Below are 14,450 nucleotides of genomic sequence, written 5' to 3'. Positions count from 1 at the left end.
CCATGACTTTCACCGCTGAACAGGCGAAAGCCGCCTTCCCCGACGAGGTCGTCACGAACGCGGTCACGCGGCTGGTGAAGGTGCCCGGCCTCGACAAGCCCGTCGCGCTGATCACCCTCGACAACGGCCACGACCACACCCGGCCGAGCACTTTCGGTCCGCAGGGCCTGGTGAGCCTCAACGCCGCGATCGACACCGCCTTCGCCGCGGAGCCCGCCGCGATCGCGGTCACCGGCAAGCCGTTCATCTTCGCCGTCGGCGCCGACCTTTCCGGTGTCGAAGCCGTCGCGGATCCGGCGCTGGCGCGGGAAATCGCGCAGACCGGGCACGACGTCTTCCGGCGCCTCACCGAGACCGAGATCCCGACGTTCGGGTTCGTCAACGGCGCGGTGATGGGCGGCGGGCTCGAACTCGCGCTCTCCTGCCACTACCGCACGCTTTCGGAGAACACCCCCGCGATCGCGTTCCCCGAGGTCTTCCTCGGCCTGTTCCCGGGCTGGGGCGGCACGCAGCTGCTGCCGAACCTGATCGGGCCGGACGCCGCGGTCACCGTGATCATCGAGAACGCGCTGGCGCAGAACAAGATGCTGAAGGTCGCGCAGGCGGCGGAGCTCGGCATCGTCGACGAGGTCTTCGGTTCGGCCGACTACCTCGAACAGTCCCTGCTGTGGCTGGCGAAGGTCGTCAACGGCGAGATCACCCCTCCTCGCCGCGAGATCGACCGCGGCGCGGGCTGGGACGCCGCGATCGGCCGCGCCAAGGCCATTGTGGACGGACGGACCAAGGGCGCGTCCCCCGGCGCGACCAAGGCCGTCGAGCTGCTGGAGCTGGCCCGCGAGAACGATCTGGACCGCGGCTACGCGGCCGAGACCGACGGGCTCGCCGAACTGCTCATGGACGACACGCTGCGCGCCGGGCTGTACTCGTTCAACCTGGTCAACAAGCGGGCCAAGCGCCCGGCAGGCGCGCCGGACAAGTCGTTGGCGCGCAAGGTGAACAAGATCGGCGTCGTCGGCGCGGGCCTGATGGCCAGCCAGATGGCGCTGCTGTTCGTGCGCCGGCTCAAGGTGCCCGTGGTACTCACCGACGTCGACCAGGAACGGGTCGACAAGGGTGTGTCCTATGTGCACGGTGAGATCGACAAGCTGCTGGCCAAGAAGCGGGTTTCGCCGGACGGCGCGAACCGGCTGAAGGCGCTCGTCACCGGCTCGCTCGACAAGTCGGCGTTCGCCGACGCCGACTTCGTGATCGAGGCGGTGTTCGAGGAGCTGGGCGTCAAGCAGAAGGTCTTCGCCGACCTGGAGCAGTACGTCTCCCCCGAGGCGATCCTGGCGACGAACACCTCGTCGCTGTCGATCACCGCGATGGCGTCGCAGCTGAAGCACCCGGAGCGCGTGGTCGGGTTCCACTTCTTCAACCCGGTCGCGGTGATGCCGCTGCTGGAGATCGTCCGCGCGGAGAAGACCGACGACGCCGCGCTGGCCACCGCGTTCGCGCTCGGCAAGCAGCTCAAGAAGTCGAGCGTGCTGGTCAAGGACGCGTCCGCGTTCGTGGTCAACCGGCTGCTGCTGCGGTTCCTCGGCGAGGTGCTGGTGACCGTGGACGAGGGCACACCGTTCGAGGTCGCGGACAAGGCGCTGGAACCGCTGGGCCTGCCGATGACCCCGCTGACGCTGATGCAGCTGGTCGGCCCGGCGATCGCCCTGCACGTCGGGGAAACCCTGCACGGGGCGTTCCCGGACCGATTCACCGTCAGCGAGAACCTCGGCCGCTTCGTCAAGGCGGGCAAGAAGGGCGTCTGGCAGTGGGATGACAAGGGCAACGCCACCGTCGATCCCGAGGTCGACGAGCTCTGGCAGCGCGGCGACTCGCCGTCGACGTCCGAGCAGGTGCGTGATCGCGCGCTGGCGGCGATCGCCGAGGAGATCCGGATCATGCTCGACGAGGGCGTGGTCGCCGAGGCGCAGGACATCGACCTGTGCCTGATCCTCGGCGCGGGCTGGCCGTTCTGGCTGGGCGGCATCACGCCGTATCTGGACCGGGCCGGAGTGTCCGAGAAGGTCAACGGAAAGCCGTTCCTGGCCCCGGGTGTGGCGAGCGTGCCGCTCTCCTGAGGTTCGACGAAAGGCCACCGTCGGCGATCTCGTGATCGCCGACGGTGGCCTTTTGCGTTTTTCGCCAGTTTTGTGGCGCCGTGCTGCGATTTCCGGAACACTCTGCCTACGCCTGGTTTTCCGGGCGCTGGGGAACAACTGAAGAGAACTGGGAGGCGACCCGATGAAGAAGAACCGGGACTTCTAGCAGGGAGGTCAGGCTCCTCTGCCATCCTCGGAGGAGCCTGGCTTTCAGCGCTCGCCTTCGGGCGGGCAGGGCGGCGGCGTGGTGTTCAGCTTGGCCGCGACCGTCGCGGGGTCGAGGACGTCGACCTTCTTCGCCTCGGGGAATCGCTGCCGCAGCTCATTCGCCCACGCTTCGGGATCGGTACCGGCGACGGGTACGAGATGCAGCACCGCGGGGAGCGCGTCCGGCGTCGTCAGCTTCACCAGTTCCGGCCTGTCCGCGAAGATCTTCTTGAACCGCTCGTAAGCCTCCGCCTTGGTTTCGGTCAGCACACGGCGAGCCTTCGGGTCGTCCCGGAGCGCCTGAGCGGCGCGGGTCATGCCCTCGTCGGTCTCGATGTAGACGACCAACTCGATCCCGCAGAGTTCCCGCTCCCCCAGCGGCGCCGGCACCGTGTCCCGGGGCAACGCCGCCGGGGCGGGCGGGTCGGCGACCTTGCCCAGGACGACGACGGCCGTGGTCACGGCGGCCGCGACGACCAGAACGGCGACGGCACCGAGTACCCAGAGCAATCGGTGAGACGCTCTGGGTTTGCTCACGTCTTCTTCCACAGGGACGATCATCACACAGCGCGGTTCGTTGGCCGTCCGGACACCGTTCGTTCAACGAGGCTCTTTAGCGTGCCGCCGGTGAACAGCGAAAAACCGGGCGTCGACCGCCGCGGATTCCTCAAGCGGGCAGGCCTCGTGTCCGCGGTGGCCGCGGGCGCGCCGCTCGCCGCCGGCGCCCCGGCGGAAGCCCTCGATCTGAACCTCGACCTCGATCTCGGCATCGATCTCTCCTGGCTCTTCGGCCGGGACCGCTACCAGTGGCTGGTGGGCGATCACCACATCCACACGCAGTACTCGTACGACGCGATGTACACGGTGGACGGAATCGCCGACGGCGCCCGGCGGCACGGGGCGGACTGGGCGGTGATCACCGACCACGGCCACGCCACGCACGAGAAGTCGTCGGTGGAGCGGACGAACGCCGCGATCAAGGCGGCGCAGCGCGAACACCGTGATCTCCTGCTGTGGCAAGGCATGGAGTGGAACGTGCCGGGCGCCGAGCACGCGACGCTGTTCTTCCAGGCGGGCGCGAACCAGTCCGCGAAGCTGCGCGAATTCGAGCGCGCCTTCGACTGGCGGCTGACCGGGACCGAACCGGGCACCCCGGACAACGAGGCGCTGGCCGTCAAGGCGATCCGCTGGCTGGCCGCCGAAGAGCGGGCGCGCCGGATCCACGCGCCGGTGGTGGTGATCAACCATCCGCTGCGCAACGGCCGGGTCGCCCCGCACGAGATCCGCGCGCTGCGCGATGCCGCGCCCGGGATCGTCATCGGCATGGAAGGCGCGCCGGGCGCGCAGGCCGACGGCTTCCCGAAACCGCTCGGGAGCGGCGGTGGCGCGCGCGGCGGGTACGGCAACTCCCCCGGTTCGAACTCGTGGCCGGGCTTCCCGGAGTCGGCCTACCGCACCTACGGGGGCTTCGACTGGAGCACCGCGACCGTCGGCGGACTGTGGGATTCCCTGCTGGCCGAAGGAAAGCCGTGGTGGATCACCAGCAACTCCGACTCGCACTACAACCGGGGCGACACCCACGTCCGGCCGGGCGTCCCCGACGGCTACTACGACGAGCACGGCGGCTACCCGGACCCGATCGACACCGGCGCCCCGCAGACTCTGCCCCCGTACGCGGACTTCGCGCCCGCCGAGTTCAGCCGGACGGTCGTCGGTGTGACCCGCCGGAGCCACGAAGGTGTGCTGGAAGGCCTGCGCGCGGGACGCGTCTGGGCGGTGCACGGCGGGCTCGCGCAGGAGCTGGAATTCGGCGCGTACAGCGGCTGGAGCTCGGCGACGATGGGCGGCAGGCTGCGGGTCCGGCGCGGGGACGACGTCACCGTGGTCGTCTCGGCGAAGCTGGCCGCCCGGCCGAACGGCGGCGGCACGATCCCCCGGCTCGCACGGCTCGACCTCGTTTCGGGACCGGTGACCGGCCCGGCCGCCGACCGTGACGCGCAGACCGCTCCGGGCACACGGGTGGTGCGGTCCTTCGAACCGCGGTGGGCGCCGGGGCGGCGGGTCGCCTTCCGGCACACCTTCCGCAACGTGCGCGAGCCGTTCTTCGTGCGGACGCGCGGGACCGACGGCAGGGAGCACGTAGCCGGCGGGATCGAGCCGAGCGCGGACGTGATCGGACAGTCGAACCCGTTCGAAGACCTGTGGCTGTACGGGAACCCGATCTTCGTGGACGTCCGGTAGCCGTCTCGCGGATGTCATGAAAGGGGCGTTCAGGACGAAAAACGTCCTGAACGCCCCTTTCATGACACTTCCGGAAGCGCTACGAGCCGAGGGTGTCCGGATCCGGGCCCAGCCGCTTCCCCTGCTCCAGGGTCGCGATGGCGGCGCCGTCGTGCGCGTCGAGCGCGAAGTCGAAGACGTCCATGTTCGCCTTGATCCGTTCCGGCGTGACGGACTTCGGGATCACCAGATGGTTCATCTCGATGTGCCACCGCAGCACGATCTGCGCCGGCGTCTTGCCGTGCTTCTCCGCGATCGTGGTGATCTTCTCGTCGGCGAGCAGATCCCCGCCGCGCGCCAGCGGGCTCCACGCCTCGGTGAGGATCTCGTGCTTGTCGTGGAATTCCCGCAGCAGTGGCTGCTGCAGCCACGGGTGGCACTCGATCTGGTTCACCGCGGGGACGGTCCCGGTCTCCTCGATCAGCCGTTCCAGATGCGGGATCTGGAAGTTCGAGACGCCGATCGCCTTCGCCCGGCCGTCGGAGGCGATCTTTTCCAGCGCCCGCCACGTTTCCACGTACTTGTCCTGCGACGGCAACGGCCAGTGGATCAGGTACAGGTCGACGTAGGAGAGGCCGAGTTCGCTCATGCTGGTGTCGAAGGCGCGCAACGCCGAGTCGTAGCCGTGCTCGGTGTTCCACAGTTTCGTGGTGACGAACAGGTCCTCACGCGGCAGACCGCTGGTGCGGACGGCCTCGCCGACACCGCGTTCGTTGGCGTACAGGGTCGCCGTGTCGATGGCGCGGTAGCCCGCTTCGATGGCGGTGCGGACCGCGCCGGTGACCTCGTCGTCGCCGATCTTGTACACCCCGAACCCGAGCTGGGGCAGGGACGTTCCGTTGTTCAGCCGAATACTGGGAACCATCCTTGAACCGTAACGCCGGCGATGGGTCAGGGCAGCGCGGGGAGGTGGACGGTCACCGAAAGACCGCCGCCCACAACGGGTTCCGCCGACACCGTGCCGCCGTGGGCCTGGACGGCGGCCCGCACGATCGAGAGGCCCAGCCCGGCACCGGTGCGGGCGGTCCTGGCGACCCCGGCACGGCGGAACGGTTCGAACAGTTCGGGGACGGCCGCCGGGTCGAGCAGCCCGCCGGACGAGCGCACCCGCAGCACCGACCACTGTGGACCGGCCTGCGTGACGACGTCCAGCCAGCCGCCGTCGACGTTGTGCCGCACGGCGTTCTCCAGCAGGTTGCCCGCGATCCGTTCCAGCAGTGCGGGATCACCGAACGTCGGCGCCCCCGGGGTCGCGAATTCGACGCGGAGGCCGCGTTTCTCCGCGTCCGGCCGGGCCGCGCGCCACGCGCTCGCGACGATCACCGCGAGATCGACGGGCTCCCTGGCGACCAGTCCGGCGCCGTCCGTGCGCGCGAGCAGCAGCAGCGAACCGACCAGCCGCTCGGCCCGTTCGGTCGCGTCGCGGACCACGGCCGCCATGCGCCGCAGTTCGGTCTCGTCGGCGTGCTCGTCGGCCAGGGTGACGTCGAGTTCGGTGCGGATGACCGCGAGCGGAGTCCGCAGTTCGTGGCTGGCGTTCGCGACGAAGTGCCGTTGCGCGTCGAAAGCGGCCTGCAGCCTGTCGAGCATGTCGTCGAAGGTCTCGGCCAGTTCGGCGAGCTCGTCCTTGGTGCGGACCTCGCCGATCCGCTCGCCCATCGATTCGATCGACAGGCGCCGTGCCGTCCCGGTGATCTCGCGCAGCGGCTGCAGGACCCGCGCGGTGAACGTCCACGCGAGGATCCCCGCCGCCAGCACGACGAAACAGAACGCGACCGCGCCGAACAGCAGCACCCTGTTCCGGGCGTAGATCCGCAGATGCTCGGTGACGGCGGAAGCGTCGACGTCGACGCCGTCGACCCGCACCGTGGTGCCCGGCGGCAGCTGCGGAACGGCGGAAACGGCGTCCCCGACCAGGTTCCAGGTCAGCCAGAGCAACAGGACACTGACCAGTGCCACCAGCCCGGTCGCGAGCAACGTGACCCGCCCGCGCAGGCTGCGGGCACCGGACAGGTTCACCCCCGCGCGTTCCCCTGCTCCGGCACCCGGTAGCCGGAGCCGACGACGGTTTCGATGATCCCCGGCTCGCCGAGCTTCTTCCGCAGCGTCATCACGGTGACCCGGACGGTGGTGGTGAACGGGTCGGCGTTCTCGTCCCACACGCGTTCGAGCAGTTCCTCGCTGCTGACCACCGAACCGGCGGCCGACAGCAGCACCTCCAGCACCCCGAACTCCTTGCGGGTCAGCTCGACCGGGCCACTGGCGCGGCGGACGGTCCGCCTCGCCGGGTCCAGTTCGACGTCACCCGAAGTCAGCAGCGGCGGCGCGGCCGGGGTCGCGCGGCGGCCCAGCGCCCGCACCCGCGCGACGAGTTCGGGGAAGGCGAACGGCTTGGCGAGATAGTCGTCGGCGCCGAGGGAAAGCCCGTCCACGCGGTCCGAAACGGAACTGCTCGCGGTGAGCATCAGCACGCGGGTCAGCTCGCCGGACGCGACGATCTCGCGGCACAGGTCGTCACCGGACATCCCGGGGAGGTCGCGGTCGAGCAGCACGACGTCGTACCGGGTGACGGCGGCCTTCTCGTGCCCGTCGTCACCGGTGAGCGCGATGTCCACCGCCATCCCCTCGCGCCGCAGGCCGCGTGCGATCGCGTCGGCGAGGGGTTCTTCGTCTTCGACTACCAGAATTCGCACGACCCTACGTTGCCACATTTACCTGAGAGTGACCTGATTGGACCAGCGGAGGGCGAACCACAGCCGCATCCGGATCTCCGGATCCGCCAGATCCACCTCCAGCGCCCGTTCGATCTGCCCGATCCGGTGCCGGACGCTGTTGCGGTGCACGCCCAGTTCGACGGCCGTCCGGTCCCAGCCGCCGTGGTGCGCGAGCCAGGTCCGCAGCGTCTCGACCAGTTCGCGGTCGCCCTTCCGGTCGAGTTCGCGCAGCGGCGCCAGCGCCTGGGCGGCGAACCCGGCCGCCGCGTCCGGCGCGATCAGCGCATCAAGCCCCGAAGTGGCTTCCGCCACCACCGGCCGTTCCAGCGCGGCGGCCCGCGCCAGCAGCAATTCGGCTTCGCCCGCCGCGTCGGGAAGCCGATCGGGTGACACGGGCGAGCCCACCACCGCGAGCCAGCCGTCGGCGCGAAGCCGGTCGAGGTCGCCGATCTCGGGGGACTCGCGGACGATCGCGGTGAACCGCGGTCCGGGCAGCAGCCGCACCAACGGGGTGTCGAGCCGGGCGCGCAGCCAGTCGTAGCGCGCGGCGGCCTCGGTCGGGCCGCGGCGGTAGGCGATCCCGGCGACCAGGCGGCGTTCGTCCCCGCCGATCACGTCGGTCTCCCCCAGCAGCAACGCCGTGGCGGTGGCGCCCAGCCCGGCCGCGTCCGAACCGGCGCGGCCCGCCAGCCCGAGCAGTGCCGCCCCGACCGACAGGATCGCGCGGTCCGCGCCGTCGAACCGCGCGACGCGGCCGACCACGACCAGATGCGACGCCGTCGCCTGCGGGTACACCGGCTGCGCGAAGACGTGCGTGCCGTCGGCCAGTTCCGTCGTCGCGCTGCGGATCCCCCGGCCCGCCCGCAGCGTGGCGACCAGTTCCCGCACCTCGGCGGGCAGCGGCGACGGCGCGCCGTGCTCGGCGGCGAGGACGTCGCCGACGCCGACCAGCGCCACCCACGCCCGCAGCCGTCCGGCCAGCGCTCCCGCCAGTTCGCCGAGCCCGTCACCGGCCGCCCTGGTCAGCGCCTCGCGCGCGACCGCGATCCGCCGTTGTTCCCGCTGCCCGGCCTCGGCGAGCGCGACCGACACCGCCCGGCTGATCGCCAGGAACGGCGTCCGCGGCTGGACGATCAGCAGCGGGAGGCCGTGCCGGATACACGCCGTCCGCAGTGACGGCGGCAGCGTCTCGTAGGCGCCGGGGGTGAGCCCGAACCCCAGTGCGGAGATCCCGCTGTCGGCGAGCCGCCGGACGTAGCGGTCGATCTCGGGCGGCTCCTCCGGCAGGTTCACCCCGGCGGTGAGCAGCAGTTCCGCCCCGAGCAGGTACGGCGCGGGGTCCCGCAGCTCGCTGACGTGCGCCCAGCGCACCGGGGCGTCGAGCGCGCCCGGCCGCAGGGTCTCCACGACCGGGTCGAGTGCCAGTTCCGGGTTGCCGACCACGGCCCGTAACGGGACATTCACCTCCGAGTCGAGTGGATCGTGGGTTCGGGTCATTCCATCCTCATTCACACCGGAGTTTGGATGGATCATCCCATGTCGTTCAAGGTGCGAACGAACCTACGGTGACCCGAACGAAGCGAACAGCCCAAGGCAAGGAGGACACCGTGGCCGGTGACTACGCGGTGATCGCGCTCTACATAGCGGGCATGATCGGGGTCGGCTGGTTCGGGCTGCGGCTCGCCAAGACCAAAGCCGACTACCTGGTCGCGGGCCGTCGCCTCGGCTGGTTCATGTACTCGGGCACGATGTCCGCGGTCGTCCTCGGCGGCGCTTCGACCGTCGGCGGCGTGAAGCTCGGCTACACCTACGGCATCTCCGGCGCCTGGCTCGTGATCGCGATCGGCGTCGGCATCCTGGTCCTGCACACGCTGTTCGCGCGGCGGCTGGTGAAGCTGCGCGTCTACACCGTCGGCGAGATGCTCGACCTGCGCTACGGCGGCTCCACCAGCGCCATCTCCGGCGTCGTCATGTGGGGCTACACGCTGATGCTGACGGTCACCTCGACGCTGGCGTTCGCCACCATCTTCAAGGTCCTCTTCAACGTCCCGAGCTGGGCGGGCATCGCCATCGGCGGGTCGATCGTGGTGCTCTACTCGGTGCTCGGCGGCATGTGGTCGATCACGCTGACCGACATCGTCCAGTTCGTCATCAAGACCATCGGCATCCTGTTCATCCTGCTGCCGGTCTCGCTCGCCTCGGCCGGCGGTTTCGACGGGATGGCCGCGCGGCTCGACGAGAGCTACTTCGAACTGACCGCCATCGGCGGCGACACGATCTTCACCTACTTCCTCATCTACAGCTTCGGGCTGCTGATCGGCCAGGACATCTGGCAGCGCGTGTTCACCGCCCGCACCCCGGGCATCGCCACCGGCGGCGGCGTCATCTCCGGCGTCTACTGCCTGGTCTACGGCCTCGCCGGCGCGCTGATCGGCACCGCGGCCAAGGCGCTGTACCCGAACCTCGCCAGCGCGCAGGACGCGTTCGCGACCATCGTCGAGGACCAGCTGCCCGCCGGGATCCGCGGTCTGGTGCTCGCGGCGGCGCTCTCGGCGATGATGTCGACCGCGAGCGGCGCTCTCATCGCCTGCTCCACGGTCAGCACCTCGGACCTGCTTTCCAAGCTGGGCCTCAAGAAGGCGGCCGACGAGGTCACCAGGAACCGGGTCACCACGCTGGTCCTCGGCATCGTCGCGATCGGCATCGCGATGATCGTGGACGACGTCGTCAACGCGCTGACCATCGCCTACGACATCCTCGTCGGCGGCCTGCTGGTCGCGATCATCGGCGGACTGGCGTGGAAGCGCGGCACCCGTCAAGGAGCGCTCGCGTCGATGGTCGTCGGTACCGTCGTGGTCATCACGTTCATGTTCGTGGACGGCGTCGAGGCCAACAGCCCGATCTACTGGGGCCTCGGCTCCAGCCTCGCGGTGTACCTGCTCGTCAGCTTCCTCACCCCGCGCACCTCGGACGAAATCCTCACCGTGTGGACCCGCCGCCTGAACGGCAGCGCGGTCGCCGAAGAAGAAGCGGCGAAACTCGCCGCTTCGAAGTCCTGAAACCCTTTCACCCCAAGAAGGAGACACCGTGCCTGAGCAGACCCCGATCGGACCCGTCGACTCGTCGAGGGTGCCCCGGTTCGCCGGGTTCGCGACCTTCGCGAGGCTGCCGCGGCTCGATCAGGTCGAGCGCGCCGACGTCGCCGTCGTCGGGGTGCCGTTCGACGCCGGGGTGTCCTACCGCCCCGGCGCGCGCTTCGGCCCCTCCGCGCTCCGTGAGGCCAGCCGGCTCCTTCGCCCGTATCACCCGGAACTCGACGTTTCACCGTTCGCCGAGACGCAGGTCGTCGACGCCGGCGACATCGCGCTCAACCCGTTCAACATCGGCGAGGCGATCGAGACCCTGCAGGACGAGGCCGAGGCGCTGACCGCGGGCGGGACGCGGCTGGTGACCGTCGGCGGCGATCACACGATCGCGCTGCCGCTGCTGCGGGCGGCGGCGAAGAAACACGGTCCGGTGGCGCTGCTGCACTTCGACGCGCACCTCGACACCTGGGACACCTACTTCGGCGAGCCGTACACGCACGGCACCCCGTTCCGGCGGGCGTCCGAGGAAGGCCTCCTCGACACCGAAGCGCTGTCCCACGTCGGCACCCGCGGCCCGCTGTACGGCAAGCGTGACCTGGAAGAGGACCGCCGCCTCGGCTTCGGCATCGTCACCTCCGGCGACGTCATGCGCCGCGGGGTCGCCGAGACGGTCGACGCGCTGCGCCAGCGCATCGGCGGCCGCCCGCTCTACATCTCGGTCGACATCGACGTGCTCGACCCGGCGCACGCGCCCGGCACCGGCACCCCCGAAGCGGGCGGGATGACCAGCCGCGAACTGCTGGAGATCCTGCGCGGGCTGCGCGACTGCAACCTCATCGGAGCGGATGTCGTCGAACTGGCCCCGGCTTACGATCATGCCGAGATCACCGCCATCGCGGCTTCCCACGTCGCCTACGACCTGGTGAGCCTGCTCAGTTTGGGGAAGGGCGCATGACCAGCACTGAACGGATAGGCGGCGACGTAGTCGTCGAAACCCTCCACGCGCTCGGCGCGGACACCGTGTTCGGCCTGCCCGGCCAGCACGCGCTCGGCCTGTTCGAAGCGCTGCGGCGCACGGACGACCTGCGCGTGATCAGCTCGCGGGTGGAGAACAACCTGGCGTTCGCGGCCGACGGGCACGCCCGTGCCCGGCTCGCGGCGGATCCCGAGGGCCCGGTCCCGGTGACGCCGATGATCGTGTCGACCGGCCCCGGCGCGCTGCTGACTTTGGCTTCACTGCAGGAATCCCGGGCGGCGTCGGTCCCGGTGCTCGGGATCTCCAGCCAGATCCCGGTCGCCGGACTCGGCGGCGGACGGCACGGCTACCTGCACGAACTGCCCGATCAGCAGGCCAGCTTCCGCGATGTGGTGAAGTCGGTGCACGTGGTGCGCACCGTCAGCCAGATCCCGACGGCGCTGCGCGAAGCCTGGGAATCGGCGGCGACAGCGCCGTACGGCCCGGTGTGGGTCGAGATCCCGCAGGACATCCTGCTGGCGCCGACGGAGCTGCCGCGGATCACCTCGGTGACGGCGCGGCCCGCGCCGCTCACCCCCTTGCCGGAACTCATCACCGAAGCCGCGAATCTCCTTGGTACCGCGAAGAAACCGGTGATCCTCGCCGGTGGCGGCGCGCTGCGTTCGGGCGCACGAGCGGAGCTGAAGGCCCTCGCGGAGGCGTTGCGCGCGCCGGTGCTGTCGACGTTCGGCGGCAAGGGCGCCTTCGGCTGGGATCACGAACTCTCCGGGCGGTCCTGGCTCGAAGACTGGCACAGCACCGAGTTCCTGTCGGACGCGGACGTGCTGCTGGTGCTGGGTTCCGGGCTCGGCGAGCTGTCCAGCAACTACCGCGAGTTCGCCCCGCGCGGCCGGATGATCCAGGTGGAGGCCGATCTCGGGAAGCTGGAGTCGAACTACCCGGCGCTGGGCATCCACGCCGACGTCCGGCTCGCCCTGCAGGAGCTTCTGGAGCAGGTGCCGTTCCGCCAGGCCGACGGCGTCGCCGAAGCCGCGGTGGCGGACCTGCTGGCCAAGGTGCGCGAACGCCTCGACGGCCAGCCCCTCGAAGCCGAGCGCAAGCTCATCGACGACATCCGCGCGGCGGTGCCCGAAGGCACGCAGACGTTCTGGGACATGACGATCGCGGCCTACTGGGCATGGTCGGCGTGGAATCCCGAGGGCGCGCCGATCCACACCGCGCAGGGCGCGGGCGGGCTCGGCTACGGCCTGCCCGGAGCGCTCGGCGGCGCCGCGGCGACCGGTGGCCCGGTGCTCGCGGTGTCCGGCGACGGCGGCGCGATGTACGGCATCGCGGAACTGGCCACGGCGGTCCAGCACGGGCTGGACGTCACGTGGCTCGTCATCGACGACGGTGGCTACGGCATCCTGCGCGAGTATCTGACGGGCACCTTCGGCCAGTCCACCGCCACCGAACTCGCGCGGCCCGATTTCGCCGCGCTGGCGCAAGCGTTCGGCGTCAGCGCGACGGTGTCCTCTTCGGACACCATCGGGAAGGATCTGGCCGAGGCGCTGGGCACACCCGGCCCGTCCGTGGTCGTCCTTCCCGCTCTGCTGAAGATGTTCGAGCCGACCCACCTGGAGAAGAAATGACTCAGGTCCTCAATTTCGTCGACGGCGCCGAAGTATCGGCGGCGGGCTCGCGGACGCTCGACCTGGTGGATCCCGCCACCGGCGAGGTCTTCGGCACCAGCGTCCTGTCCGAGCAGTCCGATGTGGACACCGCGCTGGCCGCCGCCGAACGGGCGTTCAAGGTGTGGCGCAAGAGCACGCCCGCCCAGCGTCAGCTCGCGCTGCTGAAGATCGCCGACGCCGTGGAGTCCCGCGCGGAGGAGTTCACCGAGCTCGAAATCCGCGAGACCGGCAAGATCCGCGCCGTCGTGCTGGAGGAGGAGATCCCGGAGTGCGTCAGCGCGCTGCGGTTCTTCGCCGGTGCGGCGCGGCAGCTCGAAGGCACCGCGTCCGGGGAATACCTGGAGGGGCACACCTCGGCGATCCGCCGCGAGCCGGTCGGTGTCTGCGCGCAGATCGCGCCGTGGAACTACCCGCTGATGATGGGTGTCTGGAAGATCGCCCCGGCGCTGGCGGCGGGCAATACGGTCGTGCTGAAGCCCGCGGAGACCACGCCGTCGACGGCCGTGCTGCTGGCGAAGGTCGCGGCGGAGTTCTTGCCGCAGGGCGCCTTCAACGTACTTTGCGGCGACCGCGACACCGGCCGCGCGCTGGTGAAGCACCCGATCACCGAACTGGTGTCGATCACCGGGTCGACCCGCGCCGGTATCGACGTCGCCACCGTCGCGGCGGCCGACCTCAAGCGCACGCATTTGGAACTCGGCGGGAACGCGCCGCTGCTGGTCTTCGGCGACGTGAACCTCGCCGAGGCGGCCGAGGGCATCGTCGGCGCGGCGTTCTACAACGCCGGGCAGGACTGCACCGCGGGTAGCCGGGTGCTGGTGGACGCGGCGATCCACGACGAGTTCGTCACGGAACTGACCAAGGTCGCCGCCGCGCGGAAGCCCGGCGCGGACTTCGGCCCGCTCAACAGCGAGGCGCAGTTCGGCCGGGTCCGCGGGCTCGTCGAGCGGCTGCCGTCGCACGCCCGCGTGGAGACCGGCGGCGCCCCCGCCGGTGACCGCGGGTTCTTCTTCTCCCCCACTGTGATCTCCGGCCTGAAGCAGGACGACGAGATCGTGCAGGAGGAGGTCTTCGGCCCGGTCATCACCGTCCAGTCCTTTGTGGATGAAGACGAAGCGGTGCGCCTGGCCAACGGCGTCCCGTACGGGCTGGCGTCGTCGATCTGGACCCACGACCTGTCACGCGCGACCCGCGTTTCGGGCGAACTCGACTTCGGCTGCGTCTGGGTCAACACCCACGGGCCGCTGGTCTCGGAAATGCCCCATGGCGGCTTCGGGCACTCGGGCCACGGGAAGGACCTCTCGTCCTACTCCTTTGCCGAGTACACCCGCGTCAAGCACGTCATGACCCGCTTCGCCTGACCCGCAATTCGGCACCAC

General features: G+C 70.2%; 11 protein-coding genes. 6 read left to right on the top strand and 5 right to left on the bottom strand.

Annotation, left to right across the window (positions count from 1 at the left end; genetic code table 11):
- Positions 1 to 2 precede the first annotated feature (2 nt).
- Complete coding sequence (locus ACFOSH_RS06015; RefSeq protein ID WP_378237674.1) at positions 3 to 2,114, top strand: 3-hydroxyacyl-CoA dehydrogenase NAD-binding domain-containing protein; 2,112 nt, start codon at positions 3 to 5, stop codon at positions 2,112 to 2,114.
- Between the two features lie 231 nt (positions 2,115 to 2,345).
- Here ACFOSH_RS06015 and ACFOSH_RS06010 read toward each other — a convergent pair whose 3' ends face one another.
- Positions 2,346 to 2,879, bottom strand: coding sequence for a permease-like cell division protein FtsX (locus ACFOSH_RS06010; protein ID WP_378237673.1), 534 nt, complete (start codon positions 2,877 to 2,879; stop codon positions 2,346 to 2,348).
- Between the two features lie 90 nt (positions 2,880 to 2,969).
- Here ACFOSH_RS06010 and ACFOSH_RS06005 point away from each other — a divergent pair, with 90 nt between their 5' ends.
- The gene (locus tag ACFOSH_RS06005) at positions 2,970 to 4,583 is read left to right on the top strand and encodes a histidinol-phosphatase (RefSeq protein ID WP_378237672.1); all 1,614 of its coding nucleotides are present in this window, start codon (positions 2,970 to 2,972) and stop codon (positions 4,581 to 4,583) included.
- 79 nt (positions 4,584 to 4,662) lie between these two features.
- Here ACFOSH_RS06005 and ACFOSH_RS06000 read toward each other — a convergent pair whose 3' ends face one another.
- Genes ACFOSH_RS06000 through ACFOSH_RS05985 form a run of 4 tightly spaced genes read right to left on the bottom strand, consistent with a single transcriptional unit; the run spans position 4,663 to position 8,833 of the window.
- Positions 4,663 to 5,487, bottom strand: a complete 825-nt coding sequence (locus tag ACFOSH_RS06000; protein ID WP_378237671.1) for an aldo/keto reductase — start codon at positions 5,485 to 5,487, stop codon at positions 4,663 to 4,665.
- Positions 5,488 to 5,513: 26 nt separating this feature from the next.
- A complete protein-coding gene (locus ACFOSH_RS05995; protein WP_378237670.1) occupies positions 5,514 to 6,641 on the bottom strand; it encodes a sensor histidine kinase in 1,128 nt (375 codons plus the stop codon).
- Positions 6,638 to 7,315 carry a response regulator transcription factor gene (locus ACFOSH_RS05990; RefSeq protein WP_005156940.1) on the bottom strand — a complete coding sequence of 226 codons (678 nt, stop codon included), beginning with the start codon at positions 7,313 to 7,315 and terminating at the stop codon, positions 6,638 to 6,640. The genes ACFOSH_RS05995 and ACFOSH_RS05990 overlap by 4 nt, the downstream gene beginning before the upstream one ends.
- An 18-nt stretch (positions 7,316 to 7,333) precedes the next feature.
- Positions 7,334 to 8,833, bottom strand: coding sequence for a PucR family transcriptional regulator (locus ACFOSH_RS05985; RefSeq protein ID WP_378237669.1), 1,500 nt, complete (start codon positions 8,831 to 8,833; stop codon positions 7,334 to 7,336).
- Positions 8,834 to 8,943: 110 nt separating this feature from the next.
- Here ACFOSH_RS05985 and ACFOSH_RS05980 point away from each other — a divergent pair, with 110 nt between their 5' ends.
- The 4 genes from ACFOSH_RS05980 to ACFOSH_RS05965 are packed head-to-tail and all read left to right on the top strand — an operon-like array spanning position 8,944 to position 14,432.
- On the top strand, positions 8,944 to 10,395 hold the full coding sequence (locus ACFOSH_RS05980) for a sodium:solute symporter (RefSeq protein ID WP_378237668.1): 1,452 nt from the start codon (positions 8,944 to 8,946) through the stop codon (positions 10,393 to 10,395).
- Between the two features lie 28 nt (positions 10,396 to 10,423).
- Positions 10,424 to 11,377 (top strand): agmatinase, encoded by a 954-nt coding sequence (gene speB, locus ACFOSH_RS05975; protein WP_378237667.1) that lies wholly within the window; start codon positions 10,424 to 10,426, stop codon positions 11,375 to 11,377.
- The gene (locus ACFOSH_RS05970; protein ID WP_378237666.1) at positions 11,374 to 13,029 is read left to right on the top strand and encodes a thiamine pyrophosphate-binding protein; all 1,656 of its coding nucleotides are present in this window, start codon (positions 11,374 to 11,376) and stop codon (positions 13,027 to 13,029) included. The genes speB and ACFOSH_RS05970 overlap by 4 nt, the downstream gene beginning before the upstream one ends.
- Positions 13,026 to 14,432: an aminobutyraldehyde dehydrogenase gene (locus ACFOSH_RS05965; protein WP_378237665.1), complete on the top strand. Its 1,407-nt coding sequence runs from the start codon at positions 13,026 to 13,028 to the stop codon at positions 14,430 to 14,432. Before ACFOSH_RS05970 ends, ACFOSH_RS05965 begins: the two co-directional genes overlap by 4 nt.
- Positions 14,433 to 14,450 lie beyond the last annotated feature (18 nt).

The organism is Amycolatopsis speibonae (genome assembly GCF_042647925.1).
Lineage (GTDB): Bacteria > Actinomycetota > Actinomycetes > Mycobacteriales > Pseudonocardiaceae > Amycolatopsis > Amycolatopsis speibonae.
Note: the sequence above shows the minus strand (reverse complement) of the source record. Positions and strands in the feature narration are given on the sequence as shown.